Source organism: Georgenia sp. Z1344 (assembly GCF_049856295.1).
In the GTDB taxonomy this organism is placed as follows: Bacteria; Actinomycetota; Actinomycetes; order Actinomycetales; family Actinomycetaceae; genus JB111.
In genome coordinates this window covers 155293-178155 of record NZ_JBNDMZ010000008.1, presented here as the reverse complement: position 1 = coordinate 178155, position 22863 = coordinate 155293, and the positions used below count along the sequence as shown (strand labels likewise).

24 protein-coding genes are annotated in these 22863 nt (G+C 74.4%); 14 read left to right on the top strand and 10 right to left on the bottom strand.

Annotated features, from left to right (window positions below):
- Positions 1 to 72 precede the first annotated feature (72 nt).
- The 4 genes from ACPYO6_RS10550 to ACPYO6_RS10535 all read left to right on the top strand — a co-directional run bounded on the left by ACPYO6_RS10550 (position 73) and on the right by ACPYO6_RS10535 (position 5386).
- A complete protein-coding gene (locus ACPYO6_RS10550; RefSeq protein ID WP_425714816.1) occupies positions 73 to 774 on the top strand; it encodes a response regulator transcription factor in 702 nt (233 codons plus the stop codon).
- Positions 771 to 2084 (top strand): HAMP domain-containing sensor histidine kinase, encoded by a 1314-nt coding sequence (locus tag ACPYO6_RS10545; RefSeq protein ID WP_425714815.1) that lies wholly within the window; start codon positions 771 to 773, stop codon positions 2082 to 2084. Before ACPYO6_RS10550 ends, ACPYO6_RS10545 begins: the two co-directional genes overlap by 4 nt.
- A gap of 120 nt (positions 2085 to 2204) precedes the next feature.
- Positions 2205 to 3026: an ABC transporter ATP-binding protein gene (locus ACPYO6_RS10540; RefSeq protein WP_425714814.1), complete on the top strand. Its 822-nt coding sequence runs from the start codon at positions 2205 to 2207 to the stop codon at positions 3024 to 3026.
- A 2-nt stretch (positions 3027 to 3028) separates the two neighbouring features.
- A complete protein-coding gene (locus ACPYO6_RS10535; RefSeq protein WP_425714813.1) occupies positions 3029 to 5386 on the top strand; it encodes an ABC transporter permease in 2358 nt (785 codons plus the stop codon).
- Between the two features lie 16 nt (positions 5387 to 5402).
- Here the strand turns inward: ACPYO6_RS10535 and ACPYO6_RS10530 are convergent, their stop codons facing one another.
- Positions 5403 to 5984 (bottom strand): YetF domain-containing protein, encoded by a 582-nt coding sequence (locus ACPYO6_RS10530; RefSeq protein WP_425714812.1) that lies wholly within the window; start codon positions 5982 to 5984, stop codon positions 5403 to 5405.
- 225 nt (positions 5985 to 6209) lie between these two features.
- Between ACPYO6_RS10530 and ACPYO6_RS10525 the strand changes: the two genes are divergently transcribed.
- Complete coding sequence (locus ACPYO6_RS10525) at positions 6210 to 7466, top strand: DNA recombination protein RmuC (RefSeq protein ID WP_425714811.1); 1257 nt, start codon at positions 6210 to 6212, stop codon at positions 7464 to 7466.
- A gap of 116 nt (positions 7467 to 7582) precedes the next feature.
- Here the strand turns inward: ACPYO6_RS10525 and ACPYO6_RS10520 are convergent, their stop codons facing one another.
- The 5 genes from ACPYO6_RS10520 to ACPYO6_RS10500 all read right to left on the bottom strand — a co-directional run bounded on the left by ACPYO6_RS10520 (position 7583) and on the right by ACPYO6_RS10500 (position 11931).
- Entirely contained in the window at positions 7583 to 8194 is a 612-nt protein-coding gene (locus ACPYO6_RS10520; RefSeq protein WP_425714810.1) for a hypothetical protein, read from the bottom strand.
- A 25-nt stretch (positions 8195 to 8219) separates the two neighbouring features.
- On the bottom strand, positions 8220 to 8921 hold the full coding sequence (locus ACPYO6_RS10515; protein ID WP_425714809.1) for a hypothetical protein: 702 nt from the start codon (positions 8919 to 8921) through the stop codon (positions 8220 to 8222).
- Between the two features lie 130 nt (positions 8922 to 9051).
- Positions 9052 to 9282, bottom strand: a complete 231-nt coding sequence (locus tag ACPYO6_RS10510) for a hypothetical protein (RefSeq protein WP_425714808.1) — start codon at positions 9280 to 9282, stop codon at positions 9052 to 9054.
- A 212-nt stretch (positions 9283 to 9494) separates the two neighbouring features.
- Complete coding sequence (locus tag ACPYO6_RS10505; RefSeq protein WP_425714853.1) at positions 9495 to 10544, bottom strand: 4-hydroxy-3-methylbut-2-enyl diphosphate reductase; 1050 nt, start codon at positions 10542 to 10544, stop codon at positions 9495 to 9497.
- Between the two features lie 100 nt (positions 10545 to 10644).
- Positions 10645 to 11931: a hypothetical protein gene (locus ACPYO6_RS10500; RefSeq protein WP_425714807.1), complete on the bottom strand. Its 1287-nt coding sequence runs from the start codon at positions 11929 to 11931 to the stop codon at positions 10645 to 10647.
- Between the two features lie 122 nt (positions 11932 to 12053).
- Here ACPYO6_RS10500 and ACPYO6_RS10495 point away from each other — a divergent pair, with 122 nt between their 5' ends.
- The 4 genes from ACPYO6_RS10495 (at position 12054) to ACPYO6_RS10480 (ending at position 14844) form a co-directional block, all read left to right on the top strand.
- The gene (locus tag ACPYO6_RS10495) at positions 12054 to 12470 is read left to right on the top strand and encodes a DUF3151 domain-containing protein (RefSeq protein ID WP_425714806.1); all 417 of its coding nucleotides are present in this window, start codon (positions 12054 to 12056) and stop codon (positions 12468 to 12470) included.
- Positions 12467 to 13720, top strand: coding sequence for an exodeoxyribonuclease VII large subunit (gene xseA, locus ACPYO6_RS10490; RefSeq protein WP_425714805.1), 1254 nt, complete (start codon positions 12467 to 12469; stop codon positions 13718 to 13720). The genes ACPYO6_RS10495 and xseA overlap by 4 nt, the downstream gene beginning before the upstream one ends.
- Before the next feature lie 189 nt (positions 13721 to 13909).
- The gene (locus tag ACPYO6_RS10485) at positions 13910 to 14137 is read left to right on the top strand and encodes an exodeoxyribonuclease VII small subunit (protein WP_425714852.1); all 228 of its coding nucleotides are present in this window, start codon (positions 13910 to 13912) and stop codon (positions 14135 to 14137) included.
- The gene (locus ACPYO6_RS10480; RefSeq protein ID WP_425714804.1) at positions 14134 to 14844 is read left to right on the top strand and encodes a carbonic anhydrase; all 711 of its coding nucleotides are present in this window, start codon (positions 14134 to 14136) and stop codon (positions 14842 to 14844) included. The genes ACPYO6_RS10485 and ACPYO6_RS10480 overlap by 4 nt, the downstream gene beginning before the upstream one ends.
- A gap of 85 nt (positions 14845 to 14929) precedes the next feature.
- Here the strand turns inward: ACPYO6_RS10480 and ACPYO6_RS10475 are convergent, their stop codons facing one another.
- Together ACPYO6_RS10475 and ACPYO6_RS10470 are read right to left on the bottom strand one after the other, a co-directional pair.
- A complete protein-coding gene (locus ACPYO6_RS10475; protein ID WP_425714851.1) occupies positions 14930 to 16183 on the bottom strand; it encodes a PhoH family protein in 1254 nt (417 codons plus the stop codon).
- A gap of 461 nt (positions 16184 to 16644) precedes the next feature.
- Positions 16645 to 17400 (bottom strand): isoprenyl transferase, encoded by a 756-nt coding sequence (locus tag ACPYO6_RS10470; protein WP_425714803.1) that lies wholly within the window; start codon positions 17398 to 17400, stop codon positions 16645 to 16647.
- Positions 17401 to 17550: 150 nt separating this feature from the next.
- Here ACPYO6_RS10470 and trhA point away from each other — a divergent pair, with 150 nt between their 5' ends.
- From trhA to ACPYO6_RS10455, 3 genes are all read left to right on the top strand, one after another.
- The gene (trhA, locus tag ACPYO6_RS10465) at positions 17551 to 18336 is read left to right on the top strand and encodes a PAQR family membrane homeostasis protein TrhA (RefSeq protein ID WP_425714802.1); all 786 of its coding nucleotides are present in this window, start codon (positions 17551 to 17553) and stop codon (positions 18334 to 18336) included.
- A gap of 153 nt (positions 18337 to 18489) precedes the next feature.
- On the top strand, positions 18490 to 19635 hold the full coding sequence (locus tag ACPYO6_RS10460; protein WP_425714801.1) for a PPK2 family polyphosphate kinase: 1146 nt from the start codon (positions 18490 to 18492) through the stop codon (positions 19633 to 19635).
- Positions 19636 to 19934: 299 nt separating this feature from the next.
- Positions 19935 to 20168 (top strand): hypothetical protein, encoded by a 234-nt coding sequence (locus ACPYO6_RS10455; RefSeq protein WP_425714800.1) that lies wholly within the window; start codon positions 19935 to 19937, stop codon positions 20166 to 20168.
- A 70-nt stretch (positions 20169 to 20238) separates the two neighbouring features.
- Here ACPYO6_RS10455 and ACPYO6_RS10450 read toward each other — a convergent pair whose 3' ends face one another.
- Both ACPYO6_RS10450 and mca read right to left on the bottom strand, forming a co-directional pair.
- The gene (locus tag ACPYO6_RS10450) at positions 20239 to 20541 is read right to left on the bottom strand and encodes a hypothetical protein (RefSeq protein ID WP_425714799.1); all 303 of its coding nucleotides are present in this window, start codon (positions 20539 to 20541) and stop codon (positions 20239 to 20241) included.
- Entirely contained in the window at positions 20538 to 21512 is a 975-nt protein-coding gene (gene mca / locus ACPYO6_RS10445; protein ID WP_425714798.1) for a mycothiol conjugate amidase Mca, read from the bottom strand. Before mca ends, ACPYO6_RS10450 begins: the two co-directional genes overlap by 4 nt.
- A gap of 160 nt (positions 21513 to 21672) precedes the next feature.
- Here mca and ACPYO6_RS10440 point away from each other — a divergent pair, with 160 nt between their 5' ends.
- Positions 21673 to 22170, top strand: a complete 498-nt coding sequence (locus ACPYO6_RS10440) for a DUF4307 domain-containing protein (RefSeq protein ID WP_425714797.1) — start codon at positions 21673 to 21675, stop codon at positions 22168 to 22170.
- 145 nt (positions 22171 to 22315) lie between these two features.
- A complete protein-coding gene (gene greA / locus ACPYO6_RS10435) occupies positions 22316 to 22804 on the top strand; it encodes a transcription elongation factor GreA (protein ID WP_425714796.1) in 489 nt (162 codons plus the stop codon).
- The last annotated feature ends 59 nt before the right edge of the window (positions 22805 to 22863 follow it).

Sequence of the window (22863 nt, the reverse complement as noted above, 5' to 3'; positions counted from 1 at the left end):
ATCCGGGGTACCCCGCCCCTGGTACAACTACGGGACAGGACCACCGGCGCGGACCGGCCGGGCGGAGGAGCGATGCACCACGACGTGCTGATGATCGACGACGAGGAACCCCTCGCCGCCTCGACCACCGAGTACCTCGCGAGCTTCGACGTCCGCTCCACCTACGTCACCACCGCCGAGGCCGCCCTCGACCTCCTCGCGACCGACACCGCGACCGTCCTGCTGCTCGACATCAACCTCCCCGGCATGTCCGGGTTCGAGCTGTGCCGCCGGGTCCGCGCCACGTCCGACGCGTCGATCGTCTTCCTCTCCGCCCGCGGCTCCGACGACGACCAGGTCCACGCCCTGACGATCGGCGGCGACGACTACGTCCGCAAGCCGTTCTCCCTCGCGGTCCTCCTCGCCAAGGTCCGCCGCATCCTCGACCGCAGGACCGGCCCGACGCCGCAGGGCACCTCGGGCGCGGACGCGGGCTACGCGGACGATCACCTGAGGGTCGACGCGGCCACGGGCCGCGTCCACGTGGCCGGCGCCGAGGTCTCCCTCACCGCGATGGAGGACCGACTGCTGCGCCACCTGGTGGCCAACCGCGGGCGCGTGGTGCCCAAGGCCGAGCTGCTCGAGCAGGTGTGGGGCTCGACGTTCACCGGCGAGTCCACCCTGTCCGTCCACGTGCGCCGCCTGCGGACGAAGATCGAGCCCGACGCCGACGCCCCCACCTACGTCCGCACCGTGTGGGGCCGCGGCTACCTGTTCGAGGGCCGCACGCCGTGACGAGGCGGCGGTTCGTCGTCGTCGCCGTGCTCCTCCTCCTCGCGGCTGGCGCGTGGCTCCTCCTCGCACCGGCGCCGACCACGCCCGACGGCGACCCGGTCGCCGCCAACGACGTCCGCGCCCGCACCGAGGCCTCCTGGGGCGACCTCGATCTCGCCGACTACCCGCCGGGGCCGGACTTCACGGTGCTCGACGACGACGGCACCGTCCTCCTGGCCCGCGGCGAGCCCGTGGCCGACGAGCTCGACGCGGTCCGCGCACGCGCCTCCTCGCTCGGGGTCGTCGTCGACGGCCGGCGCGTGGGGACGGTCCTCGTGCGCGACGCGGAGGCGGACGCCCTGGCCGACGCCGCTCGCGCGGACCGGGTGCGGGCCGGCGTCCTCGTCCTCGCGGCCGCCGCCCTCGTCATGCTGGTGTGGGTGTCGGTCGAGCGGGGCGTCCTGCGGCCGTTCGCGCGGCTGCGCCGGCACGCCACCGCCGTGGCCGCGGGCGACCTCGACGTGCCGCTGGCGATGGACCGCGGACGCCCGTTCGGGGAGTTCACCGAATCGTTCGACCTGCTGCGCACCGAGCTCGCCCGGGCGCGCGCCGCGGAGGCCGAGGCCGTCGCCGCGCGCCACGAGCTGGTCGCCGAGCTGAGCCACGACCTTCGCACGCCGATCGCGTCGATCGTTGCCACGACCGAGCTGCTCGCCCTGCGCACCGACGACCCTGCGGTACGCGAGCGGCTCGACGTGGTCCTCGCCAAGGCCGCGCAGATCGGCGAGCTCGCCGACGACCTCACCGCCGCCGGCGCCGACGCCGCCACCGACCTCGCGGTCGAGCCCCGCACGCTCACGCCCGACGACCTCACCGCCCTCGTGCGCGGGGCGGACACGGCGGGCCTCGTCACCGAGGCGTCGGTACCGGAGGTCCTCGTGCGCGCCGACCCGCGCCGCCTCGCGCAGGTGCTCGACAACGTCCTGCTCAACGCCGCCAAGTACGCGCGCGGCCCGGTGACCGTGACCGGCCGGGTGGACGCCGACGGGATCACGGCCGCCGGCGGGGACGCGGCCGGGGACGTCGACGGGGAGGCGACCGCGGACACGGTCACGCTTACCGTCACCGACTCAGGTCCGGGCCTGCCCGCCGAGGAGCTGACCGCCGTGCTCGGCAGAGGCGTGCGCGGGACGGGGTCCGCCGGCATCCCCGGCCAGGGCCTCGGGCTCTACACCGCCGCCCGGCTCATGGAGCGGATGGGCGGGCACCTCGAGCTGCGGGGAACCACCGCCGGGCTCGCCGTCGACCTCACCCTGCCGCTCGACCGCTGAGCGGGGGGCCGCCGGGGGTTCGTCGTCGGGCGGGGTTCTACCGGAGGTGAGGAGAAGAGTTCAGGAACTCGTCGGAACTCGGCAAGGACCCTCGCGCCTCCCCGCTCCTACGTTGAGGTCATGAGCCACGACACCGCCACCCGGGCCCCCGCCGGGACGCACCGCACCGACGCCACGCCGCCAGGGAGCGAGGACGTCATCGTGGCCCGGCGCCTCTCGACCACGTTCTCGCGCGACGGCGTCCAGCAGCACGTGCTGAAGAACCTCGACCTGACGATCCGGCGCGGGGACCTCACGGTGATCATGGGCCCGTCCGGGGCGGGCAAGTCGACACTGCTCTACGCGCTGTCCGGGATGGACCGCCCCTCGCTCGGCACGGTGACGATGGCCGGCACCGAGATCTCGTCGCTCGGCCAGGACCGGCTCGCCCGGTTCCGGCGCCGCCACTGCGGGTTCGTGTTCCAGCAGGTCCACCTCCTCGACGGCCTGTCGGTGCTCGACAACGTCCTCGCCGTCGGGCTGCTCGTCGACCGCGACCGGCGCCGGGTGACCGCGCGCGCCCGCGAGCTGCTCGAGCAGGTCGGCCTCGCGCCGGCGGACCACGACAAGCTCCCGTCGATGCTCTCCGGCGGGGAGGCGCAGCGCGCCGCCGTCGTCCGTGCGCTCGTCAACTCGCCCGACGTCGTCTTCGCGGACGAACCCACCGGCGCGCTCAACACCGCGCTCGGCGGCCGCGTGCTCGATCAGCTCACCGAGGTCAACGCGGGCGGCCAGACGATCGTCATGGTCACGCACGACACCCGGTCCGCCCTGCGCGGCAACCGGATCCTCTACCTGCGCGACGGCACGATCGACGGCGAGCTCGAGCTCGGCCGGTGGACCGGCGACGACGACGCCCGCCGCGAGCGCCTCACCGCCTTCCTCACCGATCTGGGGTGGTGAGGATGTCCCCGGTCCGGCTGCTGCTGCGCCGCCAGCTGAGGCGCCACCGCCGCCAGACGGTCGCCCTCGCCCTGCTCGCCGTGCTCGCCGGCCTGCTCGGCACGGTCGCCGCGGTGATGACCCTCGACTACCCCGGCCTCGTCGAGAGCCGCACCGAGGCCCTGGACGGCGCCGACGTCGTCTCCGTCGTCCCGGCCGGCGAGGCGACCGACGTGGCCGTGGCGGCGGCCACGGGCAGCGCCGGGGTCGAGGCGCACAGCGTCGAGCCCGTGCTCACCGCGCCGGCCGAGTACGCGTACGGGGACACGACGCAGACGGGCGACCTGCTCGTCGTCGACCTCGACGCCGACCGGCCGTTCGACGAGATCCGCGCGATCGACAACGACCACCCGCCGGTCGACAACCCCGTCCACCTGCCGCTCATCTTCTCCACCGGCGGCGGCTACGAGCCGGGCGACCCGTTCGTCGTCACTGTCGGCGCGCGGGAGGTGACGTTCCACGTCCAGGGTTTCGTCGAGACGGTCACGCTCGGCGTCCCGACGATGGGCTTCCCGCTCGTGGCACTCGACTCCGAGACGTTCGCGGCGACTGCCGAGGACCTCGGGGACGCGTTCGTGCCGGCGAGCCTGCTGCGGGCGCAGACCACCGACGCCGACGCTGCGAACGATGTCGCCCGCGCCGTCACGGACTCCCTCACCTCGGCGGGGCTCGTCTCGGCGACGGACAACACGTGGTCGTACACGATGACGCTCGAGACGATCGCGTCGACCATCGTCATCGGCAGCTCGATCTACGCCGCCATGCTCGGGGCGTTCGCGGTGGTCGTCACGGTCGTCGCCGCGGTCGTCGTCCGCTTCCTCGTGGCCAACCTCGTGCGCGAGGACGTCCGCGCGATCGGCGCGATGCGCGCGGTCGGTTTCTCCGCCGGGCAGGTCACCGCGTCGATCGTGCTCCTCGTCGCGATCCCGGTCGTGCTCGCGGCGTGCGTCGGGGTCGTGCTCTCCCCGCTCGTCCTCCCGCTCCTCGAGTCGTCGATGGCCGCACAGACCGGGCTGCCGTGGGAGGCGGGCATCTCGTGGCCGGGCGCGTTCGTCGTCGTCGGCGTGCTCGGGGCGGTGGCGGCGGGGACGGCCGCGCTCGCTGCGCGGCGGCTGCGGCGCATCCCCCCGGTGGTGGCGCTGCGCGGCGGGCAGCCGGCCCATGTGCCCGGGCGGGACCGGCTGCCGCTCGCCAGCACCCGCGGGCCGCTCAACCTCGTGCTCGGCCTCAAGCGGCTCGTGTCCGCGCCGGGGCAGGCGGTCGCGCTCGGGGTGGTGCTGGCGATCGTCGCGTTCACGGGCTCGACCTGGGCGGCGATCGCCGGGACGCTCGGCCGCTCCGAGCAGGACTTCGTCCAGCTCCTGGTCGGGGACCTCGAGGACGTGCTCGTGGTGGTCGGTGCGGACACGGACCGGACCGAGGCCCTCGAGACGGTCCGTGCGGTCGACGGGGTCGAGGACGCGTTCTACCGGCAGCTCGTGGGTCTGACCGTCGACGGCCTGCCGCTGCGGATCCAGGTCGCCGCCGACCAGGGGCACCCCGAGCGGAGCTCCCTGGCGGCCGGGCGCCACCCGGTCCACCCGAACGAGATCATGCTCGGCGTCACCGCGGCCGACCGGCTCGAGGCGGAGGTGGGCGACCAGGTCCCGGTGACGGTGCAGGGGGCCGAGGCCGACTACCTCGTGGTGGGGATCGTGCAGACCACGCAGCAGGCCGGGATGACGGGCGGGATGACCGAGGCCGCGTGGCACCGGCTCGAGCCGGACGGCGAGCTGACGTCGATGGCCGTGTACGCCTCCGCGGGGGACTCGCCGGCGGACGTCGCGGCGGGCGTGCGACCCGCGCTCGGCGACGACCTCGTGAGCAGCTACGACCTGCGCACGACCATCGGCGGGCAGGTGAGCGTCTACTCGACGATGATCAGCGGCCTCACGGTCGCCCTCGCCGCCCTCGGCGTCGTGATCGTCACCCTCGTGGTCGGTCTGCTCGTCACGACGATGGTGGTGCGCGAGCACCGGTCGTTCGGGATCCGCAAGGCGCTGGGCTTCACCTCACGGGACCTCGTCCGCCAGGTGCTCGCGACGATCCTCCCGGTGGTCGCGCTCGCCGCGGCGATCGGGGCCGGGGCCGCCGGCTTCGCGGCCGAGCCGGTGGCCGGATCGATGCTGGCGGGCGTCGGCCACAGCAGCATCGAGCTCGACGCTCCCCCGTGGCTGCCGCTCGCGATCGTGGCCGGGCTCGTCGCCCTGGCGTGGGTCTGCACGGCGCTCGCGGCGAGCCGCCTGCGGCGCATCTCGCCGTACGGGCTGCTGACGGAGTAGGTCGTCGGGTGCGCCGTCAGGTCCGGCGGGCCTCGATGAGCTCCCGCAGCTCGGCGACGGCCCGCTCGAGGTCGGCGCGGCTCGCGGACTGCTCCTCCGGTCGGATGTCGACCCCGACCTGACCGCCCTGCGTGATCGTCGCCTTCTCCACCTCCGCCGCCGAGTCGGCACCCTGCACGCGCAGGGCGATCGCCAGCTCCTCGCGCGTCATGCCGAGCCGGTGCAACGCCGCGTCGTCGATCCTGCCGTCCTCGATGAGGACGGTCGACCGCCCCTCGAGGAGGGTGCGTGCCCAACCCCAGCGTGCCGCCAGACGCTCGAGCCCCGCGTTCGTGGCGACGAGCACGACCACGCCGAGCACCGCTCCGGACACGGAGAAGTCGTCGCCGATGATCGCGTTCTGGATCGCCTCGCTCAGCAGGAGGACCACCACGAGGTCGAGGCTGTTCATCTGCGCGAGCATCCGCTTGCCCGCCACGCGCACGACGAGGACGACCGCGAGGTAGACGCCGATGGTCCGCAGGACCTTGTCCACCGGCGGGATCTCCATGACGAGGAGCTCCTGGACGAGCGACTGGCTGACGATCTCGAGCGTCATGGCGATCTCCTTCGCAGGACCACGCGGGCTCGCGACCACCGTCGGCCGCGCAGGGGCGCCATCGTCCCACCACGGACGACGCCGTGCCGAGGCCTCCTGTCCTGCTGCGGCGTGACCGGGACGGCGCTCGGAGGCCGGCACCGAGAGCCCGACGACCGCGTCCGGTGCCCGGGCGCCCATCCGGGCCGCCCCTCCGGTGTCGGCGGCTCCTGTGACGATGGCGGCATGACCGTCCCTGCCCCGGTGCTCGTGCTCGTCGTCCTCCTCGCCCTGATCGTCGGGGCGGCCGTCGGTGCCGGCGCTCACGCACTCGTGGTCGGGCGCCGCGAGGCTGCGCGGGCGAGCTCGGGTCGTGACCGTGCGGCGACCGACGCCGCCGAGCTCGGCGCCGCACGCGCCCGGGCCGAGGAGCTGTCCGCCCAGGTCGCGGAGATGCGCGAGCGGGCCACCTCCGACGCCGACGTCCTCCAGGCGCTCGCCCCCCTGCGCTCCGGGCTCGCCGACGTCGGCCGGCAGGTCCAGCTGCTCGAGCGCGAGCGTGCCGCGCGCGCCGCCGCGCTGGACGAGCAGCTCGCGGCCGCCCGCCGCGCGGACGCCGAGCTCGTGGCCGCGACCGGCGAGCTCGGCCGGGCGCTGCGCGCGGGCGGGTCACGCGGCCAGTGGGGCGAGGTGACGCTGCGCCGGGTCGTCGAGTCCGCCGGGATGCTCGCGCACGTCGACTTCGACACCCAGCGCACCGCAGGCTCGATCGCCGGCTCGCGCTCGGCCGCCCGCCCGGACCTCGTCGTCCACCTGCCCGGGGGGCGCACGCTCGCGGTGGACGCGAAGGTCCCGATGGACGCCTACCTCGAGGCGAGCGCGATCGACCCCGGAGCACGGGGGGCCGACGCCGAGCGCCGCGAACGGCTGCTCGCTACCCACGCGAAGGCGCTGCGCGGGCACGTCGACGCCCTCGCGTCGCGCGGCTACCACGCGGAGCTCCCGGGGAGCCCCGAGCTCGTCGTGCTTTTCCTGCCCTCGGAGCCGCTGCTCGGGGCGGCGCTCGAGGCCGACCCGGGGCTCCTCGAGCACGCGCTCGCGCGCGGGGTGGCACCGACGTCGCCGTCGTCGCTCCTCGCCCTCCTGCGCGCGGTGGCCTCGGTGTGGAGCGGGGAGAAGGCGGCCGACGAGGCGGGCGAGCTGCTCGAGCTCGGCCGCACCCTCGCCGATCGCCTGGCGACCGTGGCCGGGCACCTCGGCCGGGTCGGGTCCTCCCTGCGTTCAGCCGTGGGGCACTACAACAGCGCCGTCGGTTCGATCGAGGGGCGCCTGCTCGTCACCGCGCGCTCACTCGAGTCGCTCGGCGCCAAGGACCTCGAGCTCGCGCCGATCGACGCCGATGACGCGCAGGTCCGGGCGTTCACGGCGCCGGAGCTCGCCGCGTCGGACGTCGAGGACGGGGCGGCGCAGGTGCGGGCCGTGCGCGGGGAGCGCGCCGGCTGAGGGGCGGCCGCCCGGGGCAGCCGCGGGTCCCCGACGGTGACCCGTGGCCGCTGGGCGGGGTGTGCCGCCGCGGCCCGCGTGGCGGAGCACGGCAGGGCGCAGGGACGCGGCTCGAGTCAGTCGTCCTCCACGCCGGCCGCGAGGGCCGCCCAGACGCCGCCGAGGCACGTGGTCACGGCGCCGATGACGACGACGATCTGTCCGTAGCCGACATCCATGCGGTTCCAGGCGTCCTCCGCCTCGATCCGTCCGCGCAGGGTGACGAGGTCGTGGACGGTGGTCGCCGCGACGGACAGCGCCGCGAGGGCACCGAGGACTCCCGGCCACGCCGGCGCGTGGACGACGAGGAACGTCACCCCGGCCGCCACGGCGACGAGCGCGAGAACGATCATCACCACCGCGGACGAGCTCTCGTCCGTCCCGTGGTGGATGAGGTCCGGCTGCAGCCCGCGCTCCATCGTGACCCACGGGAAGAAGAAGCCGACCACCGAGAGGACACCACCGCCCAGCAGCATCCACCCGTGGATCGGCAGCTCGTCGAGCCGGCGCCGGCGGACGCGGCGGCGCGGCGGGACCTCGACCGGCGGCGCCGAGAACTGGATCTGCGGCGCGCGCGGGACGTCCGCGGGACCGGTCCCATAGGTGCCGTGCAACCCGTAGCGCGGCGGGCGGCCGGCCTTCGAGCGACGCCTGGTGCCGCTGTGGCCCCAGTCCTTCCGCCCGCTCATCGGTCGCGCCGCGCGCCGCTCCGGGTCAGGCGTTCGTCTTCTTGACGAGCGCGATGATGCCGCCGACGAGCCCGACGACGCCGCCCGCGACGACCGCGTACAGCCCGAACCCGATGTCGATGAACTCCTGGGCGCCCTGCGCCTCGATCTCGTCGTTGACGTCGACGAGGTCGTAGAGGCCGATCCCGGCGACAGCCAGGGCGAGGACGAGCCCGACGATCGCCATCCATGCGGCGCCCTTCCGGATCCCGATGAGGACACCGCCGACCGCGGCGAGGACCGCCATCGGGAGGATGAGGAGACCGTCGTTGCCGTCCTCCATGCCGTTGATGCTGTCCGACTGCCCGAACACCGAGACCTCGAGCCAGGGCAGGAAGCAACCGATGGCGGCGATCACGGAGCCGATGACGAGGATCCAGCCGCCGACCGGCAGCGGGACGCGCCTGCCGACGGGCGCCCCGAAGCCCTGCGGGGAGCCGTAGGCCTGGGCGCCCTGGAAGCCCTGCTGGCCGGGCGCGCCGTACGGGGACTGACCGCCGTAGCCCGGCTGCGCCCCGTACCCCGGCTGCGAGCCGTAGCCGCCCTGCGCGCCGTACGGGTCCTGACCTCCGTAGGGGGACGGCGCGCCGTAACCCTGCTGCTCGCCCCATCCGCTCTGGCCGTAGGCGGGTGCCCCGCCCTGTTGGGGCTGGTTCCAGCCCTGACCCCCGTACTGCTGATCACTCATCGCGAGACCTCCGCTCCGTCGGTACGTGGCGCTCCGACGCATCGGCGTCGGGAGCGGGCCGCGTCCGGCGCAGCCACTCGGGCGAGCGTATCCGTCGCTCGTTCCGACGGCGCCCGCCCGGGTGGGGACCTCAGACGGTCGAGCGGGTCCGCCACCTGCGTACCGCTCGGACGACGCTCTCGATGACGCCGGCGCCGCGCCGGTCGTGCGGCTGCTCGTTGAACGGGGTGACCGGCTGGTTGTGCGCGCCGCGGGTGCGGTTGGCGAACGCCTTCCCGCGGGGGGCGAACGTGTGGTCGGACTGCGGGGTGTTCCAGCTCTCGCCGGACCAGTGCCCACCTGACCTCTGCGTCTCGGACATCTCCTCACCTCCGGACCGCCGCGCGCGGCCGACCACCACCGTGTGGTCCACGCGTCGCACGCGTGCGATTCGCCCGATCCTACCGCGCGGCGGCGCGGAACCGAAGGCCTCGCGCGGCATGTCGGGGCGAGCGTCACGCACCCCGGGGCGCGCCGTTCGCGGTCGAGCCGGAGGCCGAGGTCGTCAGGCCGAGGCTGGAAGGGGCAGCGCCGTCAGGCCTGGGCGCGCGGGGCGCGAGCCCGGCGCGGCTGGTCCACCTGGACGCCGGACGCCTTGAGGTCGGCGCGGAGGTTCTTCGGGAGGGAGAAGAGCACGTCCTCCGTGGCGGTCCGCACCTCCTCGACGGCGAGGAACCCGAGCTCCTGCAGCCGCAGCACCACGTTCCGCACGAGGATCTCCGGCACGGACGCCCCGGACGTCACGCCCACCGAGGTCGCGCCGTCGAACCAGGCCGGGTCGATCTCGTCGGCGGTGTCCACGCGGTAGGAGGAGCCGGCCCCGGCGTCGAGGGCGACCTCGACGAGGCGGACCGAGTTCGAGGAGTTCGCCGACCCGACGACGATGACCACGTCGGACTCCGGCGCCAGCTTCTTCACCGCGACCTGGCGGTTCTGCGTGGCGTAGCAGATGTCGTCGCTCGGCGGGTCCTGCAGCGCGGGGAACCGCTCGCGGAGCTTGTTCACGGTCTCCATCGTCTCGTCGACGCTCAGCGTGGTCTGGGAGAGCCAGATGACGCGCTCGGGGTCGCGGACCTCGACCTGGTCGACCTCGTGGGGGCCGTTGACGACCTGGATGTGCTCGGGCGCCTCGCCCTGGGTGCCCTCGACCTCCTCGTGGCCGTCGTGGCCGATGAGGAGGATGTCGAAGTCGTCGTTCGCGAACCGGACGGCCTCCTTGTGCACCTTGGTCACGAGCGGGCAGGTGGCATCGATCGTCGCGAGGTTGCGGGCCGCGGCCTGGGCGTGCACGGCCGGGGAGACGCCGTGCGCGGAGAACACGACGCGGGCGCCCTCGGGGACCTCGTCGGTCTCGGCGACGAAGATCGCGCCGCGGCGGGACAGGGTCTCGACGACGAACTTGTTGTGGACGATCTCCTTGCGCACGTACACCGGGGCGCCGTAGAGCTCGAGGGCCTTCTCGACGGCGTCGACGGCCCGGTCGACACCGGCGCAGTAGCCGCGGGGCGTGGCCAGGAGGATGCGCTTCCCCTCGGGCGAGTCGAAGGACTCGACCTGCTGCGGGAACGCCGACGCGCCGGCCAGGGACTGGATCGTGTCGGTGGAGGTCACGCCTCCAGGATAGGCGGCCGGTGCAAGCCCCGGCCGGGAGGAGGCTGGCCTCACACGGGGCCGGGTGGGGCCGTCAGCGGCCGAGGACCGCTCCCCGGGCGCGGCCGATCCCCCACACGAGGTACCCGCAGGCGAGCCACCCGCCGAGCAGGAACGCGACCGTCGAGACGAAGTCGGACGCCCCGGGATCGACGAACGGGTAGATCGCGTATCCCCAGCGGTCCGACTGCCACATGTAGAGCGCGAGGTAGGCGAACATCGGCAGCACCCACAGGACGGGCCAGTAGCCGGGGACCCGGTCCTGGTTGCGGCCCACCACGAGCCAGTCGAGGACCATCGCCACCGGCAGCACGAGGTGCACGACGAGCGAGAGCCGCTCGTCGAGGGCGCCCTCGAGGAGCGTGATGAACACGACCGAGGTCATCACCGAGTACGTCGTCACCATGCCCCGGAACCAGCCGTGCCGCCCCTCGAGCCGGTTCCGCGCGGGTCCGGGCCCCAGCACCCGCAGCACGGACAGCACCATGACGAGGGCGACGAGGATCGTGTTGACGGTGGTGAAGAACGTCAGCTGCGCGCCCACGCCTTCCCAGCCACCGGCCTCGTAGACGGGCACGAGCGTCTCGTACAGCGCCCAGATCGCGAGCGCCGCGACGGCGAGTCGCCAGAGCACCGAGAGCGTGACGACCGCCCCGTTCGCCGGCGGCAGACCGTTCCGGGTGCCCGCCGGCCGCGGGCCCGGGTAGGGAGCGGCCCCCGACGGCGGACGGCCCGGCGCGTAGGGAGCCCCGGGACCGTAGGGCGCGCCCTGGGCGCCAGGACCGGGACCACCCGGCCCGTACCCCGGGCCACCGGGTCCCGAGGGGCCGAACCCCGGCCCACCCGGGGGCGGGCCGGCCTGCCATCCCGGGCCGCCCTGTCCGCCGGGGCCCCAGCCCGTCGGGGCCGGCTCGGACAGGGCCGGGATCTCGGCGGTGGACACCTGCGCCCCGGGGTCCTGCGGGGTCGCGGCGGAGTCGAACGCACCACGTCCTGGAGTCGGGGCGGATCCGTCCGTGGGCACCCGGTAGGCCCCCTCCCCCTGGGCCTGCGTGGGCGGCAGGTCGCCGGTCGCCTGCGCGTCGACCGGCGCCAGCGGGGCGGTCGCGTCGGCCCCTGGCGCTCCGCCCGCACCGGACCGGCCTGCCGTGACGCCACCGGGACCACCCGGCGCGCCGTTCGTCGTCGTCGGACCGGCCGGTCCCGCCCCCGCCCCCGCCTGCCGCTCGGCCAGCGGTCGCCTCGACGCGCGCACCTGGGCGGCCATCGAGCCGGGGACGGCGACGGTCGGGTCGATCTCGTCGTCGTGGGGGTGAGTCATCGCGGGTCCTCGTCCGTCGTCGTGCAGGTGGTCCGACGTCGAGCGTAGGCAGGTCCGACCGAACCGGCAGCGCGCGGGGCGGACAGAGCGCCCCTGTCGGGCCGCGGTGCGACGATGGGCACATGGCAGACAACCTCCTCGCGCCCGACCCCGTCCGACTCCCCGAGGACGGCCCCGACGCCCCGGCCCGAGCCGCGCTCGACGCCGGCACCGACGCCCGCGAGGTCGCCGCCGCGCACCCCGCCTCGTCCCTCGCCTGGGCGACCCTGTCCCGCGCCGCGCTCGCGGACGACCCGGTCGCCGCCTACGCGTTCGCCCGGACCGGCTACCACCGCGGGCTCGACGCGCTGCGCAAGGGCGGGTGGCGCGGCCAGGGCCCGGTGCCCGCGTCGCACGTGCCGAACCACGGAGTCGTCCTCGCGGTCCTCGCCCTGCGCGAGGCGGCCCGCGCGATCGGCGAGACCCCCGAGGTCGAGCGGCTCTCCGCGCTCGCGGACGACTTCGACCCGGACGCCGAGGCGATCCTCGCCCGCGCGTGAGCGCCGAGAACGCCGGTGAGCGGGCGCCGCTGCCCGCCACCGCCGCCGCCACCACGCCCGAGGCGCCGTGGCCGGTCCGGCTGCTCTCGCAGAAGATCGCCGAGTACGTCGACCGCATGTCGGCGCTCTGGGTCGAGGGGCAGCTCGTCGAGGTCAACCGCCGGCCCGGCGCACGCACGGCGTTCCTCACGATGCGGGACACCGACGCCGAGATGTCGCTGCGGATCTCCATCGCGGCCCGCGCGCTGCCGGACGAGGTCGCGCCCGGCGCCCACGTGGTCGCGCACGCGAAGCCGAGCTTCTGGACGAAGAACGGCAGCTTCAACCTGTGGGCCGACGACCTGCGGGCGGTCGGCGTGGGCGGGCTGCTCGCCCGCATCGAGGCGCTGCGCAAGGTCCTCGCCGCCGAGGGCGTGTTCGACGACTCGCGCAAGCGTCCGCTGCCGTTCCTCCCCCGCGTCGTCGGGCTCGTCTGCGGACGCAACGCCAAGGCGAAGGACGACGTCCTGACGAACGCGCGGCTGCGGTGGCCGGCGGTCCGGTTCGAGGTCCGCGAGGTCGCCGTCCAGGGCGTCGACACGGTCCCTCAGGTCAGCGCCGCGCTCGCCGAGCTCGATGCCATGGACGAGGTCGACGTCCTCGTGGTGGCCCGGGGCGGCGGGTCCGTCGAGGACCTCTTCCCCTTCTCCAACGAGGCGCTCGTCCGCGCGGTCGCCGCGTGCCGCACGCCGGTCGTCTCCGCCATCGGCCACGAGGGCGACTCGCCGCTGCTCGACCTCGTGGCGGACGTGCGGGCCTCGACACCGACGGACGCCGCCCGGCGCGTGGTGCCCGACTTCGCCCGCGAGAGCGCCGGGGTGAACGACGCCCGCACGCGGGTGCGACGCGCCGTCCTCGCCCGCCTCGACCGCGCGGTCGCCGAGGTCGCGGCGCTGCGTGCCCGGCCGGTGCTCGCCCGCCCGGAGTCGATGCTCGAGGGGCCCACCGCCGAGGTCGCCGCGCTGCGGCACCGCGCCCGCGCCTCCCTCGACGGGCGGCTCTCCGCGGCGTCCGCCGAGCTCGCCCGGGCCCACGGGGGCCTGCTCGCACTCTCACCGGCGGCCACGCTCGCGCGCGGGTACGCCGTGCTGCGGCGGCGCGACGGCCAGGTGGTGCGGGACCAGGCCGAGGTGGCCACCGGCGACCGGCTCGAGGCGATCCTCCACGCGGGCCGCCTCGGGGTCGAGGTCGTCGCCACCCGCGAGGTGTAGTTGACTGACGGCGTGAACGTGAGGATGCAGCACCCCGACTCCCTCGACCCGCAGCGCCGGGCCCGGACCGCCTCCGACCCCGGCTCCCCCGCCGAAGAGACCCGCGGTGACGCCGCGGATGCGGGAGCGGGGGCGTCCGACGCGTCGGCATCCGGCGACGCGCCCGACCCCGCCGAGGGGGTCGCCGACCTGTCCTACGAGCAGGCACGCGACGAGCTCGTCGGTGTGGTCCGTCGCCTCGAGTCCGGTGAGCTCCCGCTGGAGGAGGCCCTCGCGCTGTGGCAGCGCGGCGAGGCCCTCGCGGACCGCTGCCAGTCCTGGCTCGACGGCGCCCGCCGGGCACTGGACGAGGCGCGCAGCGAGGCCGAGCCCTCGGGCGAGGAGGACGGCGCCGCCGGGTCGGGGGCGACCGCGTGAGCGCCGGACCCACGCCCGCCGAGGCGTGGGCGCGCCTGCGCGAGGGCAACCACCGGTTCGTCGCCGACACGATGGAGCACCCCGACCAGTCCGCCGCCCGGCGGACGCAGGTCTCGGTCGACCAGAAGCCGTTCGCCGTCGTGCTCGGGTGCTCGGACTCCCGGGTCGCCGCCGAGCTGGTGTTCGACCAGGGGCTCGGCGACCTGTTCGTCGTGCGCACGGCGGGCCACGTCCTCGACACGACCGTCATCGGGTCGATCGAGTACGGGATCGACATCCTCGGGATCCCCCTCGTGGTGGTCCTCGGGCACGACTCGTGCGGCGCCGTCGGGGCCGCCGTGCAGGCGCTGTCGACCGGCCGGATGCCCACGGGCTTCGTCCGCACGATCGTCGACCGCGTCATCCCCTCGCTCGTCACGCGTGCCGTCCTGCCCGGTGAGGACGACACCGACGCCGGTCGGGAAGCGACGCCGGCCGAGGACGTGGCTCTCACGCTCCCGCCGACCGACCAGCTGCGTCGCCAGCACGTCCGCGCGACCGTCGAGATGCTCGTCGACTACTCGGCCCACGTGCGCCGGGCCGTCGAGGCCGGCGAGACCGCCGTCGTCGGCGTGGAGTACACGCTGGCCGAGGGGACGGCGCTGCTCGTCGACGCCGTCGGGGACGTCGGGGAGACGCCGCTGACGGCGCCCGCCCCCACCCCCTGACCGTCGAGACTGCGGTTCGTCGTCGTCGGACGCAGGTCGCCCCGGCCCCTGAGCGGGACCGGGGCGACGTGCGCGGTTCCGGCTCTCAGACCTCGTAGGTCTCCAGCAGGTCGGTGACCAGGGCGGACACGGCCGACCGCTCGGAGCGCGTGAGCGTGACGTGGGCGAAGAGCTCGCGGCCCTTGAGCGCCTCGACCACCGAGGCGACGCCGTCGTGACGGCCGACCCGGAGGTTGTCGCGCTGCGCGACGTCGTGGGTGAGGACGACCCGCGAGTTCTGACCGATCCGGGACAGGACCGTCAGCAGCACGTTCCGCTCGAGGGACTGGGCCTCGTCGACGATGACGAACGCGTCGTGCAGCGAGCGCCCGCGGATGTGGGTGAGCGGCAGGACCTCGAGGAGGTTGCGGCCCATCACCTCCTCGACCACCTGCGAGTCGACGACGGCGCCGAGCGTGTCGAAGACCGCGTCCGCCCACGGGTTCATCTTCTCGGCCTCGGTGCCGGGCAGGTAGCCGAGCTCCTGGCCGCCCACGGCGTACAGCGGGCGGAACACGAGGATCCGCTTGTGCTCGCGCCGCTCGAGGACCGCCTCGAGGCCCGCGCACAGGGCGAGCGCCGACTTGCCGGTGCCCGCCCGGCCGCCGAGGGAGACGATCCCGACGTCGGGGTTGACGAGGTGGTCGATCGCCACGCGCTGCTCGGCGGAGCGCCCCCGCATCCCGAAGATCTCGCGGTCGCCGCGCACGAGCGTCAGGCGCCCGCCCGCGGAGGTCCGTGCGAGGGCCGAGCCGCGCGGCGAGTGAAGGACGATCCCGGTGTTGACGGGCTGGTCGGGCAGGTCCCCGGGGGTGGCGAGGTCCCCGACCTCGAGCGACTCGTCGCTCCACAGCTGGGCCATCTCGGACTCGGTGACGTCCGCCGTCGCCATGCCCGTGTAACCCGTGTCGACGACCTGGCCGGCGCGGTACTCCTCGGCGTCGAGCCCGACCGCCGAGGCCTTGACGCGCATCGGCAGGTCCTTGGTCACGACCGTCACCGCATTGCCCTCGGCCGCGAGGTTCGCCGCGACGGCGAGGATCCGGGTGTCGTTGTCCCCGAGGCGCAGCCCCGAGGGGAGGACCTGGTCGCTGGAGTGGTTGAGCTCGACCCGCAGCGTGCCGCCGTCCGTGCCGACGGGCACCGGCCGGTCGAGGTGACCGTGCTTGACGCGCAGGCTGTCGAGCAGGCGCAGCGCGGCGCGGGCGAAGTAGCCCAGCTCGCTGTGGTGCCGCTTGGCCTCGAGCTCGGTGACCACGACGACCGGCAGGACGACGTCGTGCTCCGCGAACTTCGTCATCGCCCGCGGGTCGGAGAGCAGCACCGAGGTGTCGAGGACGTAGGTGCGCAGCGCGGTGCCCTGCGGCTCCGGGACGCCGAGCTCGGCGGCGACCTCGCTCCCCGTGGTGGTGACGGGCTCGGACGCGGTGTGCTGGGCGGCAGTGGTGCTCACGTCGTGCTCCCTCCGGCGCTGGTGCGCGGGTCAGGACCCTCGGCCCGGCACTCGACGCGCCGGCCTCGGACTCGGGGCGGGCGGACGGCCCACGGGGGCCGGCCGGCCCCCGTCACGCGCAACGTGTGCGCCATGGGCGACCTCCCGGAGGACGGCGAGCGTGCCGTCCGTCGGTATCGAAACTACGCCGCGCCCGACAGCGTGGGCGTGAGGCTCGCGGGCGCGGCGAGCAGGTTCGTCAACTGTTCACGTGACCGACACGCGGGTGTCACGGAGATCACCGTCCGACGACGACGAACGGCGCGCGGTCAGCGGCCGAGGCGGCGTTCCCGGTGGGAGAAGTCGCGCAGCGCCCGCAGGAGGTCGACGCGGCGGAAGTCGGGCCAGTAGGCCTCGCAGAAGTACAGCTCGGAGTGCACGGACTGCCACAGGAGGAACCCGCCGAGCCGCTGCTCGCCCGAGGTGCGGATGAGCAGGTCCGGGTCGGGCTGGCCGGAGGTGTAGAGGTGGCCGTCGATGTCCGCGACCGTCAGCGAGTCGGCGACCTCCTCGAGCGACCGCCCCTCGGCTGCGCGCTCGCGCAGGAGCGCCCGCACGGCGTCCGCGATCTCCTCGCGCCCCCCGTAGCCGACGGCGATGTTGACGACCAGGGCGTCACCGGTCGGCGAGGCGGCGGCGCGCAGCCGGTCGGCGATGTCGGGCGGCAGCAGGTCGAGCGAGCCCACGAGCCGGACGTTCCACCGGGCGGTCGCGGCGATCGATGCGACCGAGCCCACGATGATCTCGAGCAGGTCGGCGATCTCGTCCGGGTCGCGGCGCAGGTTGTCCGTGGACAGCATCCACAGCGTGACGACCTCGACGCCGACCTCCTCGCACCACGCGAGCAGCTCGTGGACCTTGTCGGCCCCGCGTCGGTGACCGTCCGCGGTCTGCGCACCGACCGAGCGCGCCCACCGCCGGTTGCCGTCGAGCATGACCCCGACGTGCTTCGGCATCCGCGTCCGGTCGATCTCGGCCAGCAGGCGCCGCTCGTACAGCGAGTACAGCACGTCGCTCGAGCGCACCGTCCACCTCCGTCCGATCGTCGCCGGGTGCGACCATCCCCGCAGCGTAGCGACCATGGCCGGGGCGTCCGCGCACCGCCCGGCCTGGATCGTCGTCGAGCATCGGGGGCGGCGTACCGCGCGAACCTACACAGGTGTAGGTTGTTGGTCATGAACGCCGCTCCCGGGACGCCCGCGCCCGTCGCCCCGGACGACCACGTCGAGCCGGGTGCCCCGGCCGACGCCGCGCACACCGGGACCCCGGCCGACGCCGCGGGTACCGCGCTCCCCGGGGCGCACTCCGTCGCCCCCGGGGCCCACGAGGCCAAGCCGCTCGCCCGCGGCTGGATCCACCTCGTCACGGCGCCGATCGCGCTCGTCGTCGGCCTGGCCCTGGTGGTCACCGCACCGACGCTCACCGCCCGCGTGACGTGCGCGGTCTTCGCGCTCACCGCGGTCCAGCTGTTCGCCACCTCGGCGATCTACCACCGCGGGACGTGGCGGCCACGCCTGGCCACCCTGCTGCGGCGCCTCGACCACACGAACATCTTCCTGCTCATCGCGGGCACGTACACGCCGCTCGCCGCCATCCTCCTCCCGCCACGGACGGCCACGATCCTGCTCTCCGTGGTCTGGAGCGGCGCGCTGCTCGGCACGCTCAGCCGCATGTTCTGGCTCTCGGCCCCGCGGTGGGTCTACACGCCGGTCTACGTGGCGCTCGGCTGGGTGGCCGTGTGGTTCATGCCCGACTTCTGGCACACGGGCGGCCCCGCGGTCGTCTGGCTCCTCGCCGCCGGCGGGCTGGCGTACACGCTCGGCGCCGTGGCCTACGCGCTCAAGCGTCCGAACCCCGCACCGCGGGTCTTCGGCTTCCACGAGATCTTCCACGTCGGCACGGTGCTGGGGTGGGGCTGCCACGCCGGCGCCGTCGCGGTCGCCTGCCTCGCGGCGGCCTGACAGCCCCGGTCCCCCGGCTCCTCGGCGGGCCGGCCCCGTCTGGGCCCCGGCCCGATCGGTCGCGTCCGGACCCCGCCCGACGGCGCACCCCACCTGGGCGTCCGCGTCGCAGTCCTACTAGGGTCGAGGCCCCACCGCGACAAGGAGCTGACCGTGGCCGACGACCTCACCTGGACCGCCTCGCCCGCCGACCTGCTGAGGCCGGGGCCCGACTTCGACCTCGCCACGTTCGACCGCGGGGGCACCCCGGGGTTCGACGGCGACAAGGACGACGGCAAGGCCCTGACCGCCGAGCGCGGCCTGCTGCTCTCCGAGCTGCAGGAGCGGCTGTTCGCCGAGGGACGGTCGGGCGGCGAGCGCTCCGTCCTGCTGGTGCTCCAGGGGCTCGACACCGCGGGCAAGGGCGGGATCGTCCGGCACGTCATGGGCATGGTCGACCCCCAGGGCATCGACCTGCACTCGTTCGGCGTCCCCACCGAGGAGGAGAAGAGGCACAACTACCTGTGGCGCATCCGCCGGGCCCTCCCGCGGCCGGGACGCATCGGGGTCTTCGACCGGTCGCACTACGAGGACGTGCTCGTGGCCCGGGTCGACGAGCTCGTCGAGGAGGAGGTCTGGCGCAAGCGCTACGCCGAGATCAACCGGTTCGAGCGCACGGTCGCCTCGCGGGGCACGACGATCGTCAAGGTCGCACTCATGGTCTCCAAGCAGGAGCAGGGGCTGCGACTGCTCGAGCGCCTCGACCGGCCGGACAAGCACTGGAAGTTCAACCCGAACGACGTCACCACCCGAAAGAAGTGGGACGACTACCAGGAGGCCTACGCGGACGTCTTCGCGCGGACGAACACCGACGTCGCACCGTGGCACGTCATCCCCGCGGACAAGAAGTGGTACGCGCGGCTCGCGGTGACGGAGCTCGTCACCCAGGCGCTCATCGACATGAACCCGCGCTGGCCCCGGCCCCGCTGGCGGGTGGCGACGCAGACGGCCGCCCTCCTGCGGACGATGGATCCCGACAACGTCCCCACCGACGAGGAGCGCGAGGAGACGGTCGAGGAGACCCTCGCCGACGAGCGCGAGTTCGCCGAGGCCCTCGCCGAGGTCGCCGCCTCGTCGGCCGACCCGCAGGACGCCGCCGACGAGCAGGACGCGAAGGACACGAAGAAGGACGACAAGAAGGACAAGGACAAGGACAAGAAGAGCAAGAAGGACAAGAAGAAGGACGACGACGACAAGCCGTCCGAGAAGAAGAAGGACAAGAAGAAGGACGGCAAGAAAAAGAAGAAGAAGGACGACTGAGGCGCCTCCGCCGCGCTCTCGGCAGAAACCGCGCCGGTTGCCGTTCCCTCACCCGCACTCTCGACCACGAGCACGCCCCCTGCCGTTCCCTCACCCGCACTCTCGACCACGAGGACGGGGACGGGGACGACGACGCCGGGCGATTTGTGACGGACCCCACCGGATTCCGCGTCCCGATCGTGTGACCTCCGCCTGTCTCTGCCGCGACGAGCCGGTTTGACCTACCCACCACCTCCCGGACGGGGGACCATGGGTCCAGGTGCTCGACCGACGCACCGCCGCCCCCCTTGGAGGACACCGTGTTCGCTGCCGACATCCCGCCCGCCGACCTCGTGGTCGACCAGTCCGAGATCGTGATCGTCGAGCACTCCGGTGCCGCCCGCTCCGCCGGTGACGACGGCGTGACCGTCCTCGTCGAGCCGGAGACCGACCCCGCCGCCCTCCCGCTCGAGGGCGCGGACAGCGACGCGACGGCGAGCCCCGACTCGGGCAAGGGCAAGCCCGGCAAGATCATCTGGCGCCCCTACCCCTGATCGGCCCGGCAGCCGGCGGGGGCGACGACGCCCCCGCCGGAACGCCACCCGCGCGCCCGGCGACGACCCGTTACTCGGCCTCCGTCGACCGCGGAGCGTCCTGCTCGGCCTCAGTCACCCCCGCGCCGCCGTCCGCCTCGGACCGCTCCTTGGCCTCCTGAGCCGCACGCACCCGCGCGTTCTGGTCGACCCGGCGCATCTGCCTCACGACGAGGAACCCGAGCGCCACGACCACGGCCGCGAGCGCGAAGAACGCGAAGAACCCCTCGATCCCCGGCGAGACGTCCCACGGCTGCAGCTCGCCGGTCGGTGTCTCGGCCCCCGCCGACCACGGGCCCGCGAGCCCGCCGGCCACGACCGCCCCGGGCGTCACCGCGCGGTCCGGTCGGACCCGTGCCCGGTGCCCATGGCGTCGGAGTCGGTTCCCGCCCCCGCGAGGTCGGCCCCGAGGACCGTGACCGGCGACCCGTCGGCGAGCCCCTCGGGCACCACGCCGGCGAACAGGTCGTCCTCCACCGCGTCGGAGACCGGGACGCGGGAGAGCACGAGCTCGAACTCCTCGACCGGCCACACCTGCGCCTCGAGGTCGCGCGGGACCGAGAAGAAGAACCCGTCGGGGTCGATCTGGGTGGCGTGCGCGCGCAGCGCGGCATCGCGTGCCGCGAAGTGCTCGGCCACGTGCACGGCGGCCGTCGCGGGACGACGCTCCACCCCGGCGTCCTCGTCCCGCCTCTCCCGGCGCTCGATCCACTCGGCGAACGGGGACTCCGCGCCACGCTCGAGCAGAGCCTCGTGGACGGCGCGGATGCGGCCCCCGGAGAAGGAGACGTCGTAGTAGACCTTCTGCACCGCCCACGCGGGGCCGGCCTCGGGGAACTGCTCGGGGTCCGCGGCGGCGTCGAACGCGAGCATCGAGATCTCGTGCACGCGCACGTGGTCGGGGTGCGGGTACCCGCCGTTCTCGTCGTAGGTGGTCATCACGTGCGGACGGAACTCGCGGATCTGCGCCACGAGTGCGCCGACGACCACCTCGTCGGGCTCGAGCGCGAAGCACCCCTCGGGGAGCGGCGGCAGCGGGTCGCCCTCGGGGAGCCCGGAGTCGACGAACCCGAGCCACGCGTGCTCGATGCCGAGGGCCTCCGCGGACGCCGCCATCTCCTTCCTGCGCAGCTCGACCATGTTGGCCTCGACCTCGGGGTCGCCCTGCAGTCGAGGGTTGAGCACCGAGCCCCGCTCGCCGCCGGTCGCGGTGACGACCCGCACCCGGTGCCCGTCCGCCGCATACCGCGCCATCGTCGCCGCGCCCTTGCTGGCCTCGTCGTCGGGGTGGGCGTGCACTGCCATCAGCCGGAGCGTGCGGGTCGTCACGGTGGTACTCCTCGTCAGGTTCGGACCGCGGCGCGCGGCTCGGACGGCGGGGGCGCCGTCGGGGACAATGGTCCAACACCCGGGCCTCGGCACGCGAACGGCCCCCGGGTGGTGGACCCACGGAGGAAGCGTAGGCATGACGAGCGGCACGACGGCGAACGGGACCGACGAGGGCCCGGGCGCGGGCCCCGGGCCCGCCTCCGCGGACCCGCAGCCAGGAGCTGCGGCAGGCCCGGGCATCGACCCCGACCTCGTGCGCCGGCGCTACGGCCGCGGCCGCCCGACCGGCAACCGCCGCGCGCAGTGGCTGGTCCCCCTGCTCGGTGCGTTCGTGCTCGTCGCCGGCGCCACAGTCCTCGCCTGGCAGATGTCGAGGGAGCCGTCGGTCTCGGTCGAGCACGTGGGGTACACGGTCGAGGGGCCGGACGAGGTCGAGGTGCGGTTCGTCGTCGTCGCCGACCCGGGCACGGAGGTCGTGTGCACGCTGCGCGCGGTCAACCGCGACTTCACCGAGGTCGGGGTCCGCGAGGTACGCCTCGGCCCCGTGACCGAGCGGCGGACGGCGGCCGTCGAACCGGTCCTCACCTCCGAGCGCGCGGCGTCCGGGCACGCCGAGTCCTGCCGGGTCGCCTGACGTCCGAGAGCGGCCCGAACCCTTCCGAATCGGCGTCATGGTGCTAGGATGGCCGTTTCATGCACCGCCCGGACCCGCCTGGGGCCCGGGCGGTTTCCGTCCGCCGCCGGGCGGCGGACACCATCACTCGACGTAAGGAGCCGTGATGTCCCAGCAGACCGGGACCACCTGGCTGACCCAGGATGCCTACGACCGTCTCACCGCCGAGCTCGAGGAGCTGTCGGGGCCCGGTCGTCAGGAGATCGCCGAGCGGATCGAGCAGGCCCGCTCGGAAGGTGACCTCAAGGAGAACGGCGGCTACCACGCGGCGCGCGAGGAGCAGGGCAAGCAGGAGGCCCGCATCCAGCAGCTGACCGCGCTCCTGCGCGTCGCCCAGGTCGGCGAGCCCCCCGCGGACGACGGCGTCGTCGAGCCCGGGATGGTCATCACCGCCTCGATCGCCGGCAAGAAGCGCACGTTCCTGCTCGGTTCGCGCGAGGCCGCCGAGGGCCTCGACATCGAGGTCTTCTCGGAGTCCTCCCCGCTCGGCCAGGCCGTCCTCGGCCGCAGCGCCGGCGAGTCGACCTCCTACGAGGCACCCAACGGCGCGACCATCACGGTCGAGCTCGAGACGGTCAAGCCCTTCACGGTCTGACGCTGACGGGCCTCAGGTCCGCGACGCCCGAGGGCCCCGCTCGCCGATGCGCGAGCGGG